Annotated in this window: 19 protein-coding genes; 10 read left to right on the top strand and 9 right to left on the bottom strand. The window is 45.9% G+C overall.

Going from position 1 to position 18,792, the window contains the following annotated elements:
• The 4 genes from RH89_RS14890 to RH89_RS14905 all read left to right on the top strand — a co-directional run.
• Positions 1-453, top strand: a 453-nt coding sequence (locus tag RH89_RS14890; RefSeq protein WP_004403582.1) for a GlxA family transcriptional regulator, incomplete at its 5' end; no start/stop codon positions are given.
• Positions 454-476: 23 nt separating this feature from the next.
• Positions 477-830, top strand: a complete 354-nt coding sequence (locus RH89_RS14895) for a hypothetical protein (protein ID WP_004403583.1) — start codon at positions 477-479, stop codon at positions 828-830.
• An 8-nt stretch (positions 831-838) separates the two neighbouring features.
• Positions 839-1,258, top strand: a complete 420-nt coding sequence (locus tag RH89_RS14900; RefSeq protein ID WP_004403585.1) for an N-acetyltransferase — start codon at positions 839-841, stop codon at positions 1,256-1,258.
• Between the two features lie 55 nt (positions 1,259-1,313).
• A complete protein-coding gene (locus RH89_RS14905) occupies positions 1,314-1,799 on the top strand; it encodes a GNAT family N-acetyltransferase (RefSeq protein ID WP_004403587.1) in 486 nt (161 codons plus the stop codon).
• A 94-nt stretch (positions 1,800-1,893) separates the two neighbouring features.
• Here RH89_RS14905 and RH89_RS14910 read toward each other — a convergent pair whose 3' ends face one another.
• The 3 genes from RH89_RS14910 to RH89_RS14920 form a co-directional block, all read right to left on the bottom strand.
• Positions 1,894-2,232, bottom strand: coding sequence for a DUF3316 domain-containing protein (locus RH89_RS14910; RefSeq protein WP_004403588.1), 339 nt, complete (start codon positions 2,230-2,232; stop codon positions 1,894-1,896).
• Between the two features lie 205 nt (positions 2,233-2,437).
• Positions 2,438-4,357 (bottom strand): monovalent cation:proton antiporter-2 (CPA2) family protein, encoded by a 1,920-nt coding sequence (locus RH89_RS14915; protein ID WP_004403597.1) that lies wholly within the window; start codon positions 4,355-4,357, stop codon positions 2,438-2,440.
• Entirely contained in the window at positions 4,354-4,974 is a 621-nt protein-coding gene (locus tag RH89_RS14920; RefSeq protein WP_004403599.1) for an NAD(P)H-dependent oxidoreductase, read from the bottom strand. Before RH89_RS14920 ends, RH89_RS14915 begins: the two co-directional genes overlap by 4 nt.
• Positions 4,975-5,298: 324 nt before the next feature.
• On the opposite strand from RH89_RS14920, the gene RH89_RS14925 reads away from it, so the two are divergent.
• On the top strand, positions 5,299-5,952 hold the full coding sequence (locus RH89_RS14925; protein ID WP_004403601.1) for a Qnr family pentapeptide repeat protein: 654 nt from the start codon (positions 5,299-5,301) through the stop codon (positions 5,950-5,952).
• A 108-nt stretch (positions 5,953-6,060) separates the two neighbouring features.
• On the opposite strand, the gene kduD is transcribed toward RH89_RS14925, so the two are convergent.
• The 5 genes from kduD to RH89_RS14950 all read right to left on the bottom strand — a co-directional run bounded on the left by kduD (position 6,061) and on the right by RH89_RS14950 (position 10,709).
• Positions 6,061-6,816 (bottom strand): 2-dehydro-3-deoxy-D-gluconate 5-dehydrogenase KduD, encoded by a 756-nt coding sequence (gene kduD, locus RH89_RS14930; RefSeq protein ID WP_004403603.1) that lies wholly within the window; start codon positions 6,814-6,816, stop codon positions 6,061-6,063.
• Positions 6,817-6,825: 9 nt separating this feature from the next.
• A complete protein-coding gene (kduI, locus tag RH89_RS14935; RefSeq protein ID WP_004403609.1) occupies positions 6,826-7,656 on the bottom strand; it encodes a 5-dehydro-4-deoxy-D-glucuronate isomerase in 831 nt (276 codons plus the stop codon).
• Positions 7,657-7,740: 84 nt separating this feature from the next.
• On the bottom strand, positions 7,741-9,018 hold the full coding sequence (locus RH89_RS14940; RefSeq protein ID WP_004403611.1) for a TRAP transporter large permease: 1,278 nt from the start codon (positions 9,016-9,018) through the stop codon (positions 7,741-7,743).
• Positions 9,015-9,644, bottom strand: a complete 630-nt coding sequence (locus RH89_RS28750) for a TRAP transporter small permease (RefSeq protein WP_004403613.1) — start codon at positions 9,642-9,644, stop codon at positions 9,015-9,017. Before RH89_RS28750 ends, RH89_RS14940 begins: the two co-directional genes overlap by 4 nt.
• Positions 9,645-9,713: 69 nt before the next feature.
• On the bottom strand, positions 9,714-10,709 hold the full coding sequence (locus RH89_RS14950; protein WP_004403616.1) for a sialic acid TRAP transporter substrate-binding protein SiaP: 996 nt from the start codon (positions 10,707-10,709) through the stop codon (positions 9,714-9,716).
• A 477-nt stretch (positions 10,710-11,186) separates the two neighbouring features.
• Between RH89_RS14950 and RH89_RS14955 the strand changes: the two genes are divergently transcribed.
• The 5 genes from RH89_RS14955 (at position 11,187) to RH89_RS14975 (ending at position 18,322) form a co-directional block, all read left to right on the top strand.
• Positions 11,187-11,888, top strand: a complete 702-nt coding sequence (locus RH89_RS14955) for a FadR/GntR family transcriptional regulator (protein WP_004403617.1) — start codon at positions 11,187-11,189, stop codon at positions 11,886-11,888.
• A gap of 312 nt (positions 11,889-12,200) precedes the next feature.
• Positions 12,201-14,594 carry a BNR repeat-containing protein gene (locus RH89_RS14960; RefSeq protein WP_004403618.1) on the top strand — a complete coding sequence of 798 codons (2,394 nt, stop codon included), beginning with the start codon at positions 12,201-12,203 and terminating at the stop codon, positions 14,592-14,594.
• Between the two features lie 50 nt (positions 14,595-14,644).
• Complete coding sequence (locus RH89_RS28755; RefSeq protein ID WP_004403620.1) at positions 14,645-16,972, top strand: glycoside hydrolase family 88 protein; 2,328 nt, start codon at positions 14,645-14,647, stop codon at positions 16,970-16,972.
• 319 nt (positions 16,973-17,291) lie between these two features.
• The gene (locus tag RH89_RS14970; RefSeq protein ID WP_004403621.1) at positions 17,292-17,684 is read left to right on the top strand and encodes a hypothetical protein; all 393 of its coding nucleotides are present in this window, start codon (positions 17,292-17,294) and stop codon (positions 17,682-17,684) included.
• Positions 17,685-17,698: 14 nt separating this feature from the next.
• A complete protein-coding gene (locus tag RH89_RS14975) occupies positions 17,699-18,322 on the top strand; it encodes a lysoplasmalogenase (protein WP_004403622.1) in 624 nt (207 codons plus the stop codon).
• Between the two features lie 28 nt (positions 18,323-18,350).
• Here RH89_RS14975 and RH89_RS14980 read toward each other — a convergent pair whose 3' ends face one another.
• Entirely contained in the window at positions 18,351-18,716 is a 366-nt protein-coding gene (locus RH89_RS14980; RefSeq protein ID WP_004403623.1) for a nuclear transport factor 2 family protein, read from the bottom strand.
• Positions 18,717-18,792: the final 76 nt, after the last annotated feature.

The following is an 18,792-nucleotide window of genomic DNA, read 5'->3' on the forward strand; positions in this document are numbered from 1 at the left end:
GATTTGGCGCTTCACGTTATGGCGAGATACGCCAATTTTGAGCTGGCTAAACAGGTCGCAGATTTTTGCCTGTTAGATTTTAAAGGTCGGATGCAGGCGTACTACCAGAGGTTTATTCCTGATCTTACCCATGGTGATGTTGTAGTGCTCAAAGCGCAGCAGTTTTGTGACGCGAACTTTAGTGAAGATATAGCGGTGGCAGATATTGCACAGCACTGTCACTTGAGCGAGCGAAGCCTGCTACGTCGATTTAAGAGTGCGACGGGCTACACACCAAAGCAATACATCATTCAACTTAGGGTTGAACGCGCCAAACAATTGATAGAACTGGAAAATATTACTATTGAAGCGGCGGGAGCTGCGGTAGGGTATATAGACGTCAGTAATTTTACCAAGCTGTTTAAAAAAACAACGGGCATTACTCCCGCAGAGTTTAAACAGCGCGTAGGTTAGCTTCATGACGGTAAGGAGTAAAAATGAAAGGCTTTGCAACTTTTGCAATAGTCAGCAACACACTAGTGCTCGCGCTCATCGTGATTCTGGAATATTCGACTGGTTTTTTCGGTCTTCAATATTGGACGGACTACGCGTTTTTCAATCTTTTGGTCTTATGGGGAATAGCCATGGTGCTATTCAAGTTTCCTCCGTTGACTAATGATTTCTCTGATGCAGATAACAGACCAGCAGATGCGGCAGGATCTCTTGTAGATACTGAAGTTGCTGATGAGATTGATGAAGAACGTTTTGAAGAGAATGTAGTGCTTTACCAGAAGTTTTTTGTTTCCGGTGTTCCAGCGCTATTGGTGTGTATAGCAAGTCAGTTTATTTGAGGTTAATAATGATAAGAAAATTTACCCAGTCAGATATCGATGCGGTACTGGATATTTGGCTGACAGCTTCCATAGACGCACACAATTTTGTTGAAGCTGATTTTTGGCGAAATCAGATAAGTAATATGCGAGACGTGTACATTCCAGCGTCGGAAGTTTACGTATTTGAACTAAACGGTGACGTCGTCGGCTTTTATGCGTTGTACGAAGACAGCTTAGCGGCGATTTTTGTCTACCCCGACTTTCAGGGGCAAGGGTTAGGGAAAAAACTCATTACGCATGCAAAGTCACGTCGTGATTCCCTGACCTTATCGGTTTATAAAGACAATCAGGCAAGTTACCAGTTCTATCTTTCACAAGGGTTTAAAGTGATCAGTGAACAAACGGACGAGCACACTGGCTATCCAGAGTACACCATGACTAATTAAGGTCAGTCGATTTGCTGTTGTTAAAGTAGACCTAAAACAGTTCTAAGGAATTTAAATGGAATTCATTCCTTTCAAACCTAAACACGCAGAAACCATCACTACATGGTTTAGAACCAGAGATGAATTTTTGGCTTGGGGTGGGCGCGTGTTTCACTGGCCACTAACGGCAGAATCAATTTGCCAACGATCGAAAGAAGAAAATCTTAAATTCTATGTTTTGATTGATGATGAAGCTCCGGTCGGGTTTATCGAAATCAATCGTGTGTCTACAACTGAATCCCGCCTTTGCCGAGTTGCCGTCAATCCGGATATTCGAGGCAAAGGGGTAGGCAGGAAACTGGTTGAATTTTCAATGCAGCAAATCAGGCAAGATCCTGCGGTAGAAGAAGTGTCATTGGCGGTATTTCACAGTAACACGTCAGCAAAACGCTGTTATGATTCGGTGGGTTTTGAGGTCGTGGATAAAGCGCCGTACTTTAAAGTGTTTAATGGAGTCGAGTGGCCCATCTACCAGATGAGTTATAAATTTATAGCCAAGTGACTTCCAGAGACCACTTAGGTATAGATAAAACCGGGCTGTGATTCGCCCGGTTTTCGCTTTTTTAAGTTCTGAATGATTTTGGGTTTAACGTGAATCAGCTGTCACGGGATTCGTACTGATAATCCACATCGACTACCGCACGGTATTGCACTTCTCCACGTTTTTTCGAGAACGCTTCGATATGCATTTCAATGTCTTTCACTTCGACGCTGTTGTAAGAGACAGTGTAGGCGGTTATCGGCAGCTTCTTGGCTAGCTCACTCGACGTCATTTGGTTGATTTCATCCATGAGAGTATATCCGGCGTTCATTGCCTGCTCCTGCGTGGCAAAGCCTTCTGTTGTTATCGAAGTGGCACTGTTGTTCAACTGAGTTGAAGCGAATGCCGTAGAACTTAGTAACAGGGCGGTAGCTAACACGGTTACTTTCTTCATAACAATACTCCTTAAAAGATTCTTGGGGTAAACCAGCCTGATAGCTATCCGAGACTCGCCGAGAGGCTAGTGAGCGATTAGCTCTGTTGCTATCAAGCTGGTAACACTCATATTACTGATTACTTTGTAAAGAGTCCGTCAGGCTAGGTAAAACTCCGTCTAGATGTTTGTAAAGTTTCCATCAGCAAATTGACTTTTAAATCGGCTACTCTTCAAAATCTTTTAAGTAACCTTTTGGAGGAGGAGTCCAGCTTCGCTCAGACACATCGTGTTTGCCGCGTCGGTCACTGTGTAAAGACGCTTTCAGCGTTTCCTCTAACTGCATAAAGAGCTTGAGATAATTGTTATCAAAACGCTGTTCTCCGTCTGACTCTTCTACCCAGGCTTGATACAGAACTTCAGAACCTTCTTTTTCTACATCGACATAGGCGGCTTTTTGCTGTTCCACCTGGAATGGATGCGTGCCCAGGCTTCTCAGAGCTTGTGCTCCAACCTCCAGTGCACTGTGGAATGTTTCCTTTTCGATAAAGTCAGCGCCAGCCTGGCGAAGGGCGTGCTCATGAACTCTGTCGTAAGCGCGTGCAAGGATGGTCACTTTCGGGTAGGTGTGTTTCACGTACTGCACCAGTTCAACCGCACTTTCTCGGGCATCCATCGCCACAACCAAAAGCTTGGATTCTTCAATGCCTGCCGTGTGTAGCAAATCTGGACGAGTGGCGTCACCAAAGTAAGCCTTAGTGTTAATCTTGCGCAGGTTATCTACCTGAGAAGCCTCGCAGTCCAGAACCACGGTAGGGATGTGATTGCTCACCAGCAGTCGGTTGACTATCTGACCAAACCGACCGACACCTGCAATAATGACCTTGCCCGTTTCCTCAATATCGTCCTCGGCACGGCTGTTTTCATTGTCGATGTATTTCGGCACGATCACTTTATCAAACAGAATGAACAGCCCCGGTGTTAGGAACATAGACAGGGCAACAACCATGGATAAAGTTTGCGCCAGTTCGGTTGGCAATACATGGCTTTGCACCGTGAAACTCAGCAGAACAAAACCGAATTCACCTGCCTGAGCCAGACTGAGTGAGAACAGCCAGCGGTCGCTGGCGCGAATCCCGAAGAATAAACTCAGAACCAATAGCACTAAGGCTTTGAGTAACATAACTCCGATGGTCATTCCTATAATGGCAAAGAACTGGTTACCCAGAATATCGAAGTTAATGCCAGCACCAACGGTGATGAAGAAAAGACCTAACAACAGCCCCTTAAACGGATCGATATTGGATTCGAGCTCATGTCGAAACTCACTGTTTGCCAACACCACACCTGCGAGGAATGTACCAAGCGCGGGGGAGAGCCCGACCAAGCTCATTAGCGCGGCAATTCCGACGACCAGCATCAGCGCGGTAGCGGTGAATATTTCACGCAGCCCGGAACTTGCCACAAACCGGAACAGCGGTCGGCTGGCAAAGTGACCGCCGACGACCAAGGCAACAATAGTAACGATGATCACCAGCCCGTAAGCCCAGCCCGGTAAACCCGCCACCAGACTCATTTCTTCGTGATGGTCAGCTGCCGCTTGCGCTGCACTTTGCGCTTTTTCAACCAGTTCCGGCAGCGCTAGTAACGGAATAAACGCCAGCATTGGGATAACGGCGATATCTTGGAAAAGTAATACCGAGAAGGCATTACGTCCGCCTTCGGTTTTAGACAAACCTTTCTCATTGAAAGTTTGCAGAACAATAGCGGTAGAAGAGAGCGCGAAAATGAGGCCGATACTGAGTGCAATAGTCCAAGGTTGATCAAGCCAAAGGGCAATGCCCATAACGGCAGCCGTAGTTAAACCGACTTGCAGACCACCCAATCCGATCAGCCTGTTTTTCATCGACCAGAGCATTTTGGGTTCCAGCTCTAAGCCAACTAAAAACAGCATCATGACAACACCGAACTCTGCAAAATGCTGAATCGTCGTTGTCTCTTCACCAACTAATCCAATAACCGGACCAATGATGACGCCTGCAATAAGGTACCCCAACACGCTGCCTAAGCCGAGCCTTTTGGCGATAGGAACCATGACCACCGCGGCAATCAGGTAGATAAAGGCTTGAAGAAAATAACTGGTCATTGCGCCTTCTCCTTAAGCAGCGGTGATAAGTCGTTGGTAATTTTGGATGCGATCGCCGCTTTATCCATATCAATCTCGTCTTCCACCAGAGCGGTAAGCAGTTCCTGATATCGTTTGGTGTGCCCTTCGATCCTTCCTTCTTCCGCTGCGGTGCGCGAACCAAACAGAACGAACGGAGCTAAGTAGTTCATTCCGGTAAGAGACGACATCTGCTCCAGAGGCTGGAGTAACTCGCCAATGGTGAAGTGGTTGTATCCGTCGGTACAGTAAGCGCTTTCTGTGCCACCAGCAGTGATGGCGCACATAAAGTATTTTCCATGAAGAGCTTTACCTTCAGAGCCGTAGGCAAAGCCGTATTCCAGCACCAGATCCTGCCACTCTTTAAGAATGGCAGGGGTCGAGTACCAATACAGAGGAAACTGAAATATCACAATGTCATGATCTCGAAGCCTTTGTTGTTCCCGGTCGATATTGATGTTGAAGCGAGGGTACTCGTGATAAAGGTCGACCAAAGTGACGCCTTCAACGTGTTGAGCCGCTCGGAACAGCGGGATGTTCACTTCAGATTTTTTATGAGACGGATGTGCAAAAAGCACCAGAACTTTCTTTTGGGGCATAGATCTTCCCTGAAATTTTTTGGTTGTTTACGAATACCATACAGTTTGTATCAGGTGTGTAACAAGGTCATTTATTTGATTATGTTGAGCAGAATTCTTGAGCAACCCCGCGATTTTTTGATTGTGTATGAGCCGCGAATAACTTTTTTCTGAATATGCGCTATCGATTATTTAAAAACAGAGGGCTTAGAGAGCTTTCTAGGTGCCTTAAATTGGCGATTTTGAGGATTTTTAAGTTCTTGTTTTTTAAGGTTTTAAAATGTTTGTTTTTCAAAGGGTTAGAGTGGTAGTTTAGCGACACATTCAGTTTTTGAGAGAGCCCTAATGGAATTTATCGAACAGCATTTCACTGAAGAGTCTTTTGCCCGAAACGAAATGATGGAGTATCGATTTTTCAGGTGCACCTTTGAAAGGTGTGACTTTTCACGTGCCGACTTAACTGACGCACTTTTTGAAGATTGCCAGTTCTTTCAGGCAGGGGCGCATGAAGGGTGTCAGTTTCAGTATGCCAATTTGAAAGACGCCAGTTTTAAAAACTGTCAGCTGGCATTGGCGCAGTTTACAGGTGCCAACTGTCTCGGTACCGAATTTCGTCAATGCGACATGAAAGGCGCGAATTTTCTGAAGGTCAATTTCGCAAACCGTGTGAGTCATCAGGTTTACTTCTGCTCTGTTTACATAACGGGTTGCAACCTCTCTTACGTGAACTTTGAAAATGCCTGTATCGAGAAGTGCGACCTGTTTGAAAATCGCTGGACAGGTGCCAACCTCAATGGGGCTTCTTTTAAAGGTTCGGATCTGTCTCGAGGAGAATTCTCAGAAGATGCGTGGTCGCAATTCCGTTTTGAGCATTGTGATCTCACTCATACGGAGCTTTATGGTCTGGATCCGAGGCGTATTTCCTTAAATGGTGTGAAAATCTGCGAGTGGCAACAAGAACAACTCCTTGAACCTTTGGGTGTGATTGTTCTTCCGTAGTTAGCATCAAAAAAAAGCCCGGCGAAACCGGGCAAACCCTGGGGATGAGCCGCCTGAAACAGGCAAAATAATCGCTAATTGGAAATCAGGAATCCGTTTATCGGTACTCTATCGGGCTTGCCAGCCGCCATCGACAGTGAGTACCGCTCCATTAACATAATCAGAAGCTGAAGAGGCTAAGAAAATAGCGGCACCTTGCATGTCTTCAGGCTCTCCCCATCTTCCCGCTGGAATTCGATTCAGAATCTCGGAATTTCTATTGGAATCTTCTCTTAACGCTTGAGTGTTATCCGTTGCCATGTAGCCCGGCGCAATGGCGTTAACGTTAATGCCATATTTTGCCCATTCACATGCGCCGATTCGGGTTAAGCCCAATACGCCGGTTTTGCTTGCCGTATAGGATGGGACGCGTATCCCTCCCTGAAACGACAACATGGAAGCAATGTTAATGATTTTCCCGGTACGGTTTTGCGCCACCCACTGTTTAACCGCTGCCTGACTCAGGAAGAACAGAGATTTCAGGTTTATGTCCATCACGCTGTCCCAGTCGTCTTCTGAAAAATTAATGCTGTCTTCTCTTCTTATGATTCCGGCATTGTTGACCAAAATATCTGGTGTGGAATCGAGAACGGCGAGCGTCTGAATGATGCTATCAATGGCGTCTCTTCTTCCTAAATCCGTTTCAATGCCGATAAATTTTCTGCCCTGACGCTCAACGCCTGCCTGTGTTTGCTCTGTAGATGAACGGGCAACACCAACGATATCGGCTCCTGCTTTCGCCAGAGCAATACTCATCGCCTGTCCCAAACCTTTAGATGCGCCAGTCACTAACGCCACTTTTCCCTCTAGATTGAATAATTCCATAACGACCTCTTAACGCATTTCCTGTGGAGCGACAAAATCCATGTCATCGAATTCTTGGTTTTCGCCCGCCATTGCCCAGATAAAACTGTATGGAGAAGTACCGACGCCGCTGTGAATTGACCAGCTCGGCGAGATCACCGCTTGCTCATTGGAGATAACGATGTGTCGGGTTTCATCAGGTTTACCCATAAAGTGAAACACCTGCGCGTCTTCCAGTTCTGAAAAATAGAAGTAAGCCTCCATCCGGCGAGCGTGGGTATGACAGGGCATGGTGTTCCAGTTGGAGGTGTTGATGAGTTCCGTCAGCCCCATAACAAGTTGAGAGCTTTCACACACATTGGGATGAATGTACTGGTTGATGATTCTTTCGTTTGAAGCTTTTGGGTCGCCTAGACGAATTTGCTTCGCTTCCGAACGTCTTATCAGGGTGGTGGAATATGAATAATGACTTGGCGAGCTGCACAGATAAAAACGTGCTGGCTGGTCAGGATCAACACTTTCGAAAGTCACGGTATGTGGTCCCTGACCAATATACAAAGCATCTTTGTGACCTAAAGAGAAAGTCTCATTGCCAACTTTTACCCGACCTTCACCACCTAAATTGATGGTAGCCGCTTCACGGCGTTCAAAGAAACTCAGCCCTCCAAGCTCTTTACCTTCGGCAAGCATCAGTGGCGAATGATCTGGGCAAATCCCGGCAATGATGAGCCTGTCATCGTGGCAATAATATTGTTGAACATGTCCGAGTTTAAATACCGATTCAATCAGATACCTGTCTCGCAAAGTTTGTGTGTCGTAGCTTCTGTAATCATCAGAATGCGTTGAGTAATAGCTCTTCATATTATGATTCCGTTAAATTTGAAACGAGCGAACCCAACCCATGGATGCATGATGGGTTCGCGTAGAGTTTTGTTGGTTATCGGTTTACGGGTAAAGCAGGTTAGGTAGCCACATAACCAGACCCGGCATAAAGGTGACGATCAGTAACACGACGACAAGGGGCACCAGAAACGGCATTGTGGCCACGACACAGCGTTCGAAGCTCAGTTTTGAAATACTGGATAAAACGTAAAGCACCACTCCGACTGGGGGAGTCAGCAGGCTGATCATCAGAGTCAGCACCATGATGACACCAAAGTGAACTGGGTCGACTCCAAGCTGAGTAACCGTGGGCAGCATAACCGGGACAAGAATCGTCATGGCGGCAATGGTTTCCATAAAACAACCAATAACCAGCAAAAGGAGCAGAATAATACTGAGGATGACGTACTTATTCTCCGAGAGTGTCATTAGTCCATCAGCCATCGCAGTGGCGATATTGTGGTTGGTGAGTAGCCAGGCAAATATGGAAGCCGCTGCCACAACAAACAGCACCACCGCTGTTGTTTCGATGGATTTGAGTGATACAACCGCCAGACGTTTCAGGTTTAACGTCCTGTAGACACAAGAACCCAAGAACAGCGCCCATGCAACGGCAGCAATCGCGGCTTCTGTGGGTGTCAGGACTCCGGTAGTGATGCCCCCGACAACGATAATGGGAGTCAGCAGAGACAAAAATGCGCCTTTACTGCTTGATGCCACCCTTTTAAAAGAAAATGCACTGTCTACTGGGTAATTTCTGCGTTTTGCATACCAGGCGATCATCAGCATTAGCGCCACAGCCATCATCAGCCCCGGAATGAGCCCTGCGGCGAACAGCTTACCAATGGATGCTGACGCCAGAACGCCGTAAATCACCATAGGTAAGGACGGGGGAATAATAGGTCCGATTGTGGAAGACGCAGCGGTAATACCAACAGAAAACTCGGTGTCGTAACCCGCTTCGCGCATTGCTTTCAGCTCAATAGCTCCAAGCCCGCCAGCGTCTGCAACCGCAGCGCCGGACATGCCCGCAAACACCACGCTTCCGCCGACATTGACATGACCTAAACCACCCGGCAACCAGCCAACAATGGACTTCGCAAAATCAAAGATACGATTGGTTATTCCAGCCGAATTCATCAGGTTTCCAGCAAGAATAAAGAAGGGCACCGCCAACAGCGGGAAGCTATCAACACCACTGACCATACGATGGAGCACCACCATGCTCGGCAGGCTGTCGTCGACCAAAATAAACAGCAAGGATGCGCCTGCCAGTGATACCGCCACAGGCAAACCAATAAAGATAAAGACCGCTGCGGCAATAAAGAGAACGGCAATCATGACTGACCTCCTGGTGAACGATCTTCGTTGCTTTTAAGCCGTTTTAGCGACTGGTAAAGCTCAATGATGAGCATGGCAACGAAAGACAGAGCGACCGCCCGGTAGATAACACTTCTGGATAAATCGATAGCCATCAGCTTCTGGAATTTCATCGCTTCCGCGACCGTTAGACAGAGGTAAACCGCAAAGGCGAAAAACACTGACTGCAATATCGAGCTAATCCAGACCATCTTTTTCTGATGAGAGACAGCAAGCTTGGAAACAAAAAACTGGACACTGATGTGTGCCTGCCTTTTAAGGGCGAGTGCAGAACCAAAGAATGTAAGAATAATCAGAATATTTCTTGCGATTTCCTCCGTCCAGACAGCCGAGTCATTGAGAAAATATCGGGTAAAAAACTGGTAAAACACTACAAACGCCAAGACCCAGAAGGCGAATATACAAAACCACTCCAGTATTCCTATATCTCGCCACGCGAAGTTCTTATCTTCGTCTTCGATAAACCCGCTTTTTTCCTCTGCTTGCTGAATGCCGGGCTGTTGTTCACCTGCTGTAGCTTTTGAACTCATTTCTTCGTTACCTGACCGGTAAGTTTGAGAGGCGACCGCATCCTTTACTTCTAACATTTCACCCTCCTATGGGTTACAGAAAGGTTCGCGTGTAAACTCCACGGGCGAACCAGACTGAAATTGATATTAAAGTTCCTGGAATCGCTTGTAGACATCTTCTGACCATGAAGCATGTTTACCGTTATGAACGGTCATCGCTGCTTTACGGAATGCCTTGCGGTCAATTTCTGTATTGATGTTTACGCCCTGAGCAACAAACCAGGCGACAAGTTCTTTTTCCGATTTCTGGATGTCGTTACTTGCCCCTGCCGCAGCTTCTACAAACACTTCTTTAAACATGGCTCGGTCGCTGTCAGACAGCTTGTTCCAGGTAGGTCCACCAACCACCGTTACCAGGCTGTCGATAATGTGCCCCGTCAGATTGATGTACTTTTGCACCTCATAGAACTTTTTGGCTTTGATGGTTGGGAGTGGGTTTTCCTGTCCGTCAACAACGCCTTGTGACAGCGCCAAGTAAACTTCAGAAAACGCAATAGGCGTGGCATTTGCCTCCACTGAATCCGTAAACATTTGGAAAAGCGGAGCGGGTGGAACGCGCAACTTCATGTCCTTCATGTCTGCGGGTTTATAAACAGGTTTATTGGAAGTCACCATCCGCTGACCGTAATAAGTTAGTGATTGAATGTTGTGACCAGTGACCGACCGATAACCATCACTCAGCTCGGAAAAAAGCGGGCTGCTGGCATAAGCATTGAAGTGATCAAAGTCGCGCAGCATAAATGGAGCGCTGGGGATCGCAAGCGGACCATATGACCGGCCCACAAACGTCGAGCCAGTATAAATAATATCAATGGTGCCCAAGCTCAATGATTCGTTGATCTCATTTTCTTTCCCTAAAGACGCAGCAGGAAAAACCTGAACCTCGTATTTTCCGTTACTTCGTTTCCCGATTTGCTCCGCTGCCCATTCAGCCCATTTGTGATAGGGAGTAGACGTTTCATATACGTGTGCCCATTTGAGCTTTTCGCCTGAAATCGCTACTGGAGAAAACAAACCAGATAGTGCGAAAGATGCAACTGTGAAGCTTACTGCTGCGCGTTTGAGCCAATTCCTTCTGTCCATTGTACGCTCCTTGGATTAGGTGTTTTTTGGTTGCTTTTTGATTTGAATGTATATGCGTTGTCATTCTTTCGGTTAAAAATTAACACATGTATGTCATCATACAAGTTGTTTTTTTAACCAACTTTTGCCATGCTTTATATGAGTAAAGTTGCTTATTTTGGAATGTTTTCGAGAATCAACCTTATGAAAATTATGGTTTTGTGGGGTCGAGATAAATTGATAATCAGGGCATAAAATTCAGAAATTGATTTTTTGTATTGTGCGCAATGTCAATAATTATTATTTTTGAGACATAGAGAGATGGGAAATTTATCTCTTTTAATAGACGAGTACGCTCATATTGGTTTTTAATCGAAGTTGTTTATTTCTATGAAATTGAATTAGGATGATATTGCCAGATGCGTATAAAAAAGATTTAAAAGAGTGTCATACAGCCTTAAATGGAACAATTAATGTCGGTGTAGACGGTTCAGAAATATGTTAGGAAAAAGAAAAACACTAGCGTCTCAACTTATTGAGAAAATAAAGAAAAATATTATTGATGGTGTTCTGTCTCCCGGAGATAAATTGCCATCAGAACAGAGCCTGATTAATCAATATGGTGTCAGTCGAACGGTTGTGCGTGAAGCGATTGCCGGATTAAGAGCCGATGGAATGGTGGTGACACGTCAGGGCATTGGTGCATTCGTTACAGAAAACCCAGTGAGTAAGCTGGAGCTTTTTAATCCTAAGACATTGAAAGACATACTTCATGTGCTTGATCTTCGGTTGTGTCTGGAAACAAAAGCCGCTCAACTTGCTGCCGAGTATCGCACCGAATCTCAGTTAGAAAAAATCGCAGATGCGTTGGATGCGTTTAAAAATGCAGAATACGATTACAGCGAAGTTTCCATTGCTGATTTTCAATTTCACATCGCCATTGCTGAAGCCTCTGGCAACCCTTATTTCCTTAAATTGCTAGAGCATCTGGGACCCCAGATTATTCCTCATTCGAGGATAGATCTTTATCAATTACCTGATGACGAAGCGGACTTTCTTGATCGCGTATATCTGGAACATAAAGCAATGTATGAATGTATTGCACAAAGGGATATAGAAAATGCAGGTAAAACAATGGCTGCCCATTTAGAAAAAGGAATTTCCAGATATAAAAAACTGGATTCTGAATCCAGTCGCTAGTTAAGCAACTTTACTCATTTAATAAAATATTACTCTTCTATCTCGTTTCTCAGACTTATTATTTTTGATGTGATTAATATCTCAAAAAGGATGGTTTTTACACTGGTTTATATTGACAATATGATCATTTAGTAATTTAAAATTGTCCTGCGTTGTTCATTCTTTGTCGACAACTTTAATGCTTTTTTTAGTTGTTTAAGTGGTAATCGACAAAGAAGAATAGTTATTTTTAGCTGCTTTATTGTCGGTTACTTTTCGATATTTCTTTGGTTCAGTTTATTAACTGGATCAATTGATTGAGAGGTAACAACAATGCTCACCTCAACATGGCAAGTAAGCTATACCAGGTTTACAGCAGGCGCGTTATGTTCCGCCTGTCTGGTGTTTGCCAATGCACTTAATGCATCCCCAGTATCAAACGACTACGATTTTGTCGTCACGGAAGACGGCACATACATCTGGTTTATTGATGAACGAGCTCGAATTAACAATGGGGTTCTGTATACGTCCTATGTGAAGATTGATGGCTACACGGGTATGTCCACGCTGGATCTGGAGTCAGGTTCCAGGATCGGTGACGACATCGATCTCAGTAGCTTTCAGCAAGCTGACGACCACAATAATGGCGCCATTCTTCCATTACAAAATGGGAAAATGATGTCGCTTTACACTCTTCATGATGCAAGGCGAACACAATACTATCGGGTTTCTAACACTTCTCTGCCACTGACCCTTGAAGATTGGGGAGACGAGAAAACCTATCCCATTCCGGGTTCTGCAACCTACAACAATGCGTATCAGCTCTCTGCTGAAAACGGCAAAATCTATAACTTCTTTCGAGTAGGTGCGCGCGACCCTTATTACGTCACCTTCGACGCTAATGGTGACAACCCCACTGAAGCGAAACATTTTATTCAGAACGGCAACCAATGGTGGGACAGAGCTTACGCAAAATATGCGTCGAATGGCGTTGATCGCATCGATTTTTTCTTTACGGACGGTCACCCAACCCAAAAACGGACCAGCCTATACCACCTCTACATTAAAAACGGAAAAACCTACAAAACCGATGGCACTCTGATCGGAAATCTGGTCGATGCACCATTTGTGGTGTCTGACGGAACGGTCGTGTATCAGCAAGGTGAAGACGGTACCAACCGCTCTCCGTGGAACCACGAAGTTCGCTACGACGCATCCGGAAATCCGGTACTTCTTTACAGCCATCAGCAAGACAAAAATACCATCGATTACTACATGGCGGTTTGGGACGACACTGCGAATCAGTGGAACAAGATATGGGTGGCAGACGCGGGAGATTCACTAATCCCTCAGGCGATGACTGCGCCAGATGGAACGCGATTTGGCGGTTCTCAGATTGACTATGCCGGGGGCATCACGCTTAACCCATATAATTCTTCTGAACTTTTTATTTCCACCAATGTGAACCCAACAACGGGTTTAGATACAAGCAAGTTTGAAATCTACAAAGGATCGTTCAATGGGTCTGGCTTCACATGGGAAGCACTGACTTCGGATTCTCCAGACAATAACTACCGACCGTTTGTCCCCTTTGGTGCCTCAAATTCCAGCGAACAGGTAGTGATCTGGTTTACCGGAAAGTATGAGTCTTTCGTGAACGGCTATAAGAACCTACAGAGCACGGGCGAACGTTATTATTTCAAAGGCTACGATTCGAAAATTGTCGGTAAATACATTAGCAGACAAGGTTCATACATCGCGGGCACATGCCGTGCGGTAGAAGTAAGCCCGTCGAACTCAAATACAACTTCATATGGTGGCAGTCAGGATCAGGGAAGTGCAACATTCAGCGGTAATGGCATAACCCTAACAGGGAACAGCTGGAAGGCGATTGATATCGACTACCGGGTAACACCAAACACCACAGTTTCCTTTGAATTTAAATCGGATACTCAGGGTGAAGAGCACGCCATTGGGTTTGATAATAACCTGTCGGTCAGCAATCACCTGCGAGCACGTTTATATGGCACACAAAAAGACGCCAATATTGAAGGCAGGTTCGATACCTATCACACCAGTGGAGCGTTTGCCCGTTACATAGCGCCGCTCGGAAAAGCCATCGCCAATCAGCCATTTAATGCCAATTATCTGGTATTAAACGCAGACGACGACGCGAACGCTCAGGGCGATTCTACCTTCCGAAATATCACTCTGTTTGAAGACTACAGCGACATCTATTTCAGTCGCAATCAAGTTGATGTTTACGACCCGAATCAGGGAGATGGTGGAACATTCACGGTTTCTCCTGACGGCAGCACATTGTCAATCAGCGACAACGGCTGGCGGGTAGTTGAACTCCCTTATGACATCACACCAAATACCGTTATCACATTTGAGTTCAAGAGTGCTCAGCAAGGCGAGTTTCATGGCATTGCGATGGACAGAGATTTAGTCCTGAACAATGGTGAAACCCGGTTTTCTCTCTACGGAACTCAAGCCGATCCGAGTTCAAACGAATCCTACAAAAACTACGACGGCAGCGGAGAGTTCCAGCACTTCACGATTCCTGTCGGTCAACATGCTTCGGCTGAAAACACCAAGTACTTAGTTCTGATTGCTGACCATGACAATGGTGAAAAGAACGGCGAGTCGGTTTTCCGCAATGTACGTGTGTTTGACGATGCAAACGGAAACCAGATTGATGACCGATGCGACCCGGCACTATAGGTCAAAGCGTAAGGTTTAATCATCATCCTTTTTAACTAAGGACAGTTAAAATGAACAAGTTATCAATGATAAAGTTGTCGCTATTAGGCGCAATGTTAGCGAGCGCAACTGCTTCCGGGGCTTACAAATTTACCCCAAACGACATGCTAAATACCTCAAAACTGGTACACGATTACTGGGTAGATAATGGCTTCTACAACAGCCAGTACACTCCAGACACAAACTGGATTTATGGGGCATACCACATCGGTGAGTTTGAATATTTCAAACTGGTTGGAAACGGAAAAGCGTGGGACAACACACTAAGTTGGGCGAGAGATTTTTCTTATGAACCACACGGTTCATGTTCAACAACTCATGCGGATCATCAGGCGGCAGGGCAGGTTTTCTTTGAACTGGCACCACTGGCGAATGAACCTGACACCATTCTGGATTGCTTAAAAGAAAGTGTCATGGGGGTGGTGAATTCTTCTTACCCCCGTTACTGGTCATGGGCAGATGCCCTATATATGGCACCAGCAGTCTGGCCGCTGATGGCTGATACTCTCTCTGATGAATCAGAAAAAGAAACGGTTTATCAGTCGCTGTATACCCAATATAGATCCACTTACGATCAGCTCTGGAATGAAGAGTACGATCTCTGGGCACGAGATTCACGGTACGTTTATCCCAGAAACCCTAGCCCAGACGGTAGCCCGATGTTCTGGTCTCGGGGGAATGGTTGGGTGTTCGCTGGCATCGCTAGGCTATTGGATCGTTTACCGGCCGATGCTCCCCACTATGATGAATACGTGACTAACTTTGTCAAAGTGGCGGCAGCACTCAAAAATGCTCAGCAGGACGATGGATTCTGGGGAGCCGATCTGATTGAACCTCATCATATCAATGCCCCTGAATCGAGTGGCACGACCTTCTTTGTTTATGGCATGGCAATTGGTGTGCGACTGGGATTATTAGATGCAGACACTTATATGCCAGTGATCGAGAAAGGGTGGCTGGCGCTGGCGAACACTGCGCTGCAGGATTCTGGCCGATTAGGTTGGGCACAAGGTGTGGCTCATGAACCCTACATGGCATACGCCAGAGCGGGTTCCAGTCAGCCTTATACCGTAGGTTCTTATCTGGCGGCATCGGGTGAGATATACCACCTTCTGGCTGACTCAAACATCGCAAAAAATAAATCAGTGACATGTTCAAAAGAACCTCAGCCCTCGGTTGCGCCGTGCAGTCAGGCGGTCGACGGAAACTTGGCAGGACATAAGCGCTGGTCTGCGGATGAGTTTCCTGCCTGGATCGAAATCGATCTCGGTGAGATTAGCGAGCTTTCGGCATTCAGAGGCAACTTCTATTTTGACCGCGACTACCAATATAAAGTTGAGGTGAAAGTCGATGCTGGGAGCCAATATGAGACGGTTATTGATCAGTCGGATAACACCGACGGTCGGGCAAGCCTGATTGGTTTCCCTGACAATACGTTTGGGCGATATGTCCGGGTGATGGTGGAAGGTGCCGCAACTTACAACGGTCCATGGGTCAGCGTAAGAGAGATAGAGGTGTTTGGAAAACCTTCGACTCTGGAAAGTATCGCGCTGAACAAATCGGTCAGTTGTAGCGATGAACCTCAGCCACAATACAGCTGTGACCAAATCGTCGATGGCAAAACAGGATCAGCGGATCGCTGGTCAGCTATGACTTTCCCTCAATCGGTGACAGTTGATCTTGGTGACTTGCACACCTTAAATGGGTTTGCGTTGAGTGCACTCTACAACCGAAACTACGATTACAAAATTGAAGTGAAAGCCACACAAGAGGCAGACTACCAGACCATTGCTCAGATAAATGGTGGTGATGGTTCTGGGCAGTATCAATCGCTCCCTCAGGTTGTCGCCCGATTCGCGAAACTGACCGTAACAGGGATTGCAAACAACACGTCTAATTGGGTAAGTCTGCGAGAGTGGGATTTATATGGGAGAGAGTACACGCCAGAATTGATTCAACCGGCGTCTTATACCTGTAATAAGGAACCACAAGCGCAATATGGGTGCGAAAACCTGTTTGATGGCAGTACTTCTTCAGGTGATCGCTGGTCTACAGACGGATACGGCATCGTTGATATTGACTTTGGCAGCCAGAAGGCTCTACGAGCCTACAGTTTGAGTACGTATCAGGATAGAAAATACGGGTACAAACTGGAGGCACTGGCAGCCAGTGGTAACTATGAAGTGATTGATGAACGTGATTCCGCTTCAGCACAACCCGGTGTTCAGCACATATTGGCTAACCCTGTTAACACGTCAAAACTTAGGTTAACGGTAACGGAATTTCCTCCAGGTATTATTCCCTGGACCAGCTTGACGGAACTTTCGATGTACGAATAGTTAAGTCAGTAAAAGCGCTCTAAACAGAGCGCTTTTTTTATGTTTGATTCAGAGGCAGTCAGGTAAAAAATTCTTATTACAACGAGATGTGAGAAGTCAATTCCATAACCGTGATGGTTAAAAATCTTGCGATAAAGCGCAGAAATCCGCCAGTTTCTTGATGGTTTTGTAATCTGGTGCACACCAGATCAATAAGTTATATGTTAACTTTTATTTCCTCTTGGTCTTGAGCCGTAAAATATACCTAAAATTATAAAGGTTAATGGCTCACAAAATGCCAGATATGAACAAGTAGGTTACGTTGAAATAGGATGTTTTGATGTTTAAAAAAGTGGACGTTCCTAGTATGACTTCCGCAGGGTTGAAAGTCGGTGACTCTGTGATTGATATAGAAAAGATTGAAGAGCTTTATGTTAAGGATTACACCACCTCGGACAAAATGAAACGCGCGTTGCTGATTGCGTTTGTTTTCAGTTTTGTTGGTCTTCTTGTCCACCCTCTGTACGCAGGTTTGCCTATATTCTTATTGGTTTTCTGGTACACCTACGTTAAGTCACCCGTGTATGAATTACGCGCTATTGTGAAATCTGGTAACCCAGAAACACAGGATCTGGATACAGGGCTTCACAAAACCATTTGCCGCGAAGATTACATTCTCGTGATAGAAAAGTTCCACGCTATCAAAGCGTATAACGAAATGACGGCACATTAGGTCAGGGCTTTATTGTGACTTGGTCATTTGCGCTGCTGGCGGCAGTCATTCATTTATTTACTCTTTCCAAAGCCCGTAGCTGGGCTTTTTATCTGAGCAAACCGCTTCCTGTTATTTGTTTTCTGGTGCTCGCTGCAACGCATTCAGAAACTTACCCATTTGCCTGGCTTATTGCTTTTGGACTCGCGTTCTCTGCTATTGGTGACGTGTTTTTAATGCAACCGAAAGACAGGTTTATCGCCGGGCTGGTGTCTTTCTTTATTGCCCATGTCGCCTATGGATGTGCCTTTTGGAGTCTGATAGAGGGCAGTATGACTGCCTGGTTGCCAGCCGTGCTATTTTCGGCAGGCATCATGGTGTATCTGCTTTTGCTCCCTTCACTTGGAAAGCTTAAGCTGCCTGTTGCGTTTTACATTTTGGTGATTGTTCAGATGACCTGGGCGGCAGGAGCCTGGTGGTTACAGGATCATTCTCTCGCAGCCAAAGCGGCGTTTGTGGGTGCCATTGTCTTTATGGTTTCGGATCTTGTGTTAGCAATGGATCGGTTTAGAAGTGCAGGGCGCTATGCTCAGCAAATGTTGATGACCAGCTACTACGGAGCGCAGGCGCTGATCACCTATTCTCTTGTTGTCTATTAGGCTAAGAGTATATTTGCCCTAGAGCCCATCAGCCCATAAAAGTGACGCGCTTAATCAGTCCATCTACCACTTCATAAGCGGCGATAACTTTCACGCTGTTTTCCACTTCGCAAGAAGGCAGGCTGGAAGATTCTGCCAGTTCATGATCCACCAGAAAACGGTCGTGAACAATACGTTTGAGTGAGCTGGCATTCAGGTAATTCAGGCTGGCGAACTTCTTTCCATAGCGCTCAATCAGCGTATCTTTTCCCGTGTACATTAAGCCTTGAGAGAAAGAGTGTATTTCCACATCATCGTGATAGGTCGCAGCAAAAGCTTCGATATCACGAGCGTTGTAGGCGTCGAGTTGTTGATCGACGATGGCAATGGTGGCAAGTTCCGTTTCAGTATGCATCTGGTATCCCTATTTTTTGTTTGGCGAAGAGGGTATACACAATTAAGCAAAAGGTATAGTCAAATGGCTTCAAGAT

The organism is Vibrio nigripulchritudo ATCC 27043 (genome assembly GCF_000222685.1).
GTDB classification, from domain to species: domain Bacteria; phylum Pseudomonadota; class Gammaproteobacteria; order Enterobacterales; family Vibrionaceae; genus Vibrio; species Vibrio nigripulchritudo.

What these genes read in the sequence shown, in the direction of transcription:
- RH89_RS14900 (WP_004403585.1), top strand. Translation starts at nt 839, where the DNA reads ATGATAAGAAAATTTACCCAGTCAGATATCGATGCGGTACTGGATATT.
- RH89_RS14915 (WP_004403597.1), bottom strand. Translation starts at nt 4,357, where the DNA reads ATGACCAGTTATTTTCTTCAAGCCTTTATCTACCTGATTGCCGCGGTG.
- RH89_RS14980 (WP_004403623.1), bottom strand. Translation starts at nt 18,716, where the DNA reads ATGCATACTGAAACGGAACTTGCCACCATTGCCATCGTCGATCAACAA.
- RH89_RS14950 (WP_004403616.1), bottom strand. Translation starts at nt 10,709, where the DNA reads ATGGACAGAAGGAATTGGCTCAAACGCGCAGCAGTAAGCTTCACAGTT.
- RH89_RS14970 (WP_004403621.1), top strand. Translation starts at nt 17,292, where the DNA reads ATGTTTAAAAAAGTGGACGTTCCTAGTATGACTTCCGCAGGGTTGAAA.
- kduI (WP_004403609.1), bottom strand. Translation starts at nt 7,656, where the DNA reads ATGAAGAGCTATTACTCAACGCATTCTGATGATTACAGAAGCTACGAC.
- RH89_RS14940 (WP_004403611.1), bottom strand. Translation starts at nt 9,018, where the DNA reads ATGATTGCCGTTCTCTTTATTGCCGCAGCGGTCTTTATCTTTATTGGT.
- kduD (WP_004403603.1), bottom strand. Translation starts at nt 6,816, where the DNA reads ATGGAATTATTCAATCTAGAGGGAAAAGTGGCGTTAGTGACTGGCGCA.
- RH89_RS14910 (WP_004403588.1), bottom strand. Translation starts at nt 2,232, where the DNA reads ATGAAGAAAGTAACCGTGTTAGCTACCGCCCTGTTACTAAGTTCTACG.
- RH89_RS14895 (WP_004403583.1), top strand. Translation starts at nt 477, where the DNA reads ATGAAAGGCTTTGCAACTTTTGCAATAGTCAGCAACACACTAGTGCTC.
- RH89_RS14960 (WP_004403618.1), top strand. Translation starts at nt 12,201, where the DNA reads ATGCTCACCTCAACATGGCAAGTAAGCTATACCAGGTTTACAGCAGGC.
- RH89_RS14955 (WP_004403617.1), top strand. Translation starts at nt 11,187, where the DNA reads ATGTTAGGAAAAAGAAAAACACTAGCGTCTCAACTTATTGAGAAAATA.
- RH89_RS14905 (WP_004403587.1), top strand. Translation starts at nt 1,314, where the DNA reads ATGGAATTCATTCCTTTCAAACCTAAACACGCAGAAACCATCACTACA.
- RH89_RS14920 (WP_004403599.1), bottom strand. Translation starts at nt 4,974, where the DNA reads ATGCCCCAAAAGAAAGTTCTGGTGCTTTTTGCACATCCGTCTCATAAA.
- RH89_RS28750 (WP_004403613.1), bottom strand. Translation starts at nt 9,644, where the DNA reads ATGTTAGAAGTAAAGGATGCGGTCGCCTCTCAAACTTACCGGTCAGGT.
- RH89_RS14925 (WP_004403601.1), top strand. Translation starts at nt 5,299, where the DNA reads ATGGAATTTATCGAACAGCATTTCACTGAAGAGTCTTTTGCCCGAAAC.
- RH89_RS28755 (WP_004403620.1), top strand. Translation starts at nt 14,645, where the DNA reads ATGAACAAGTTATCAATGATAAAGTTGTCGCTATTAGGCGCAATGTTA.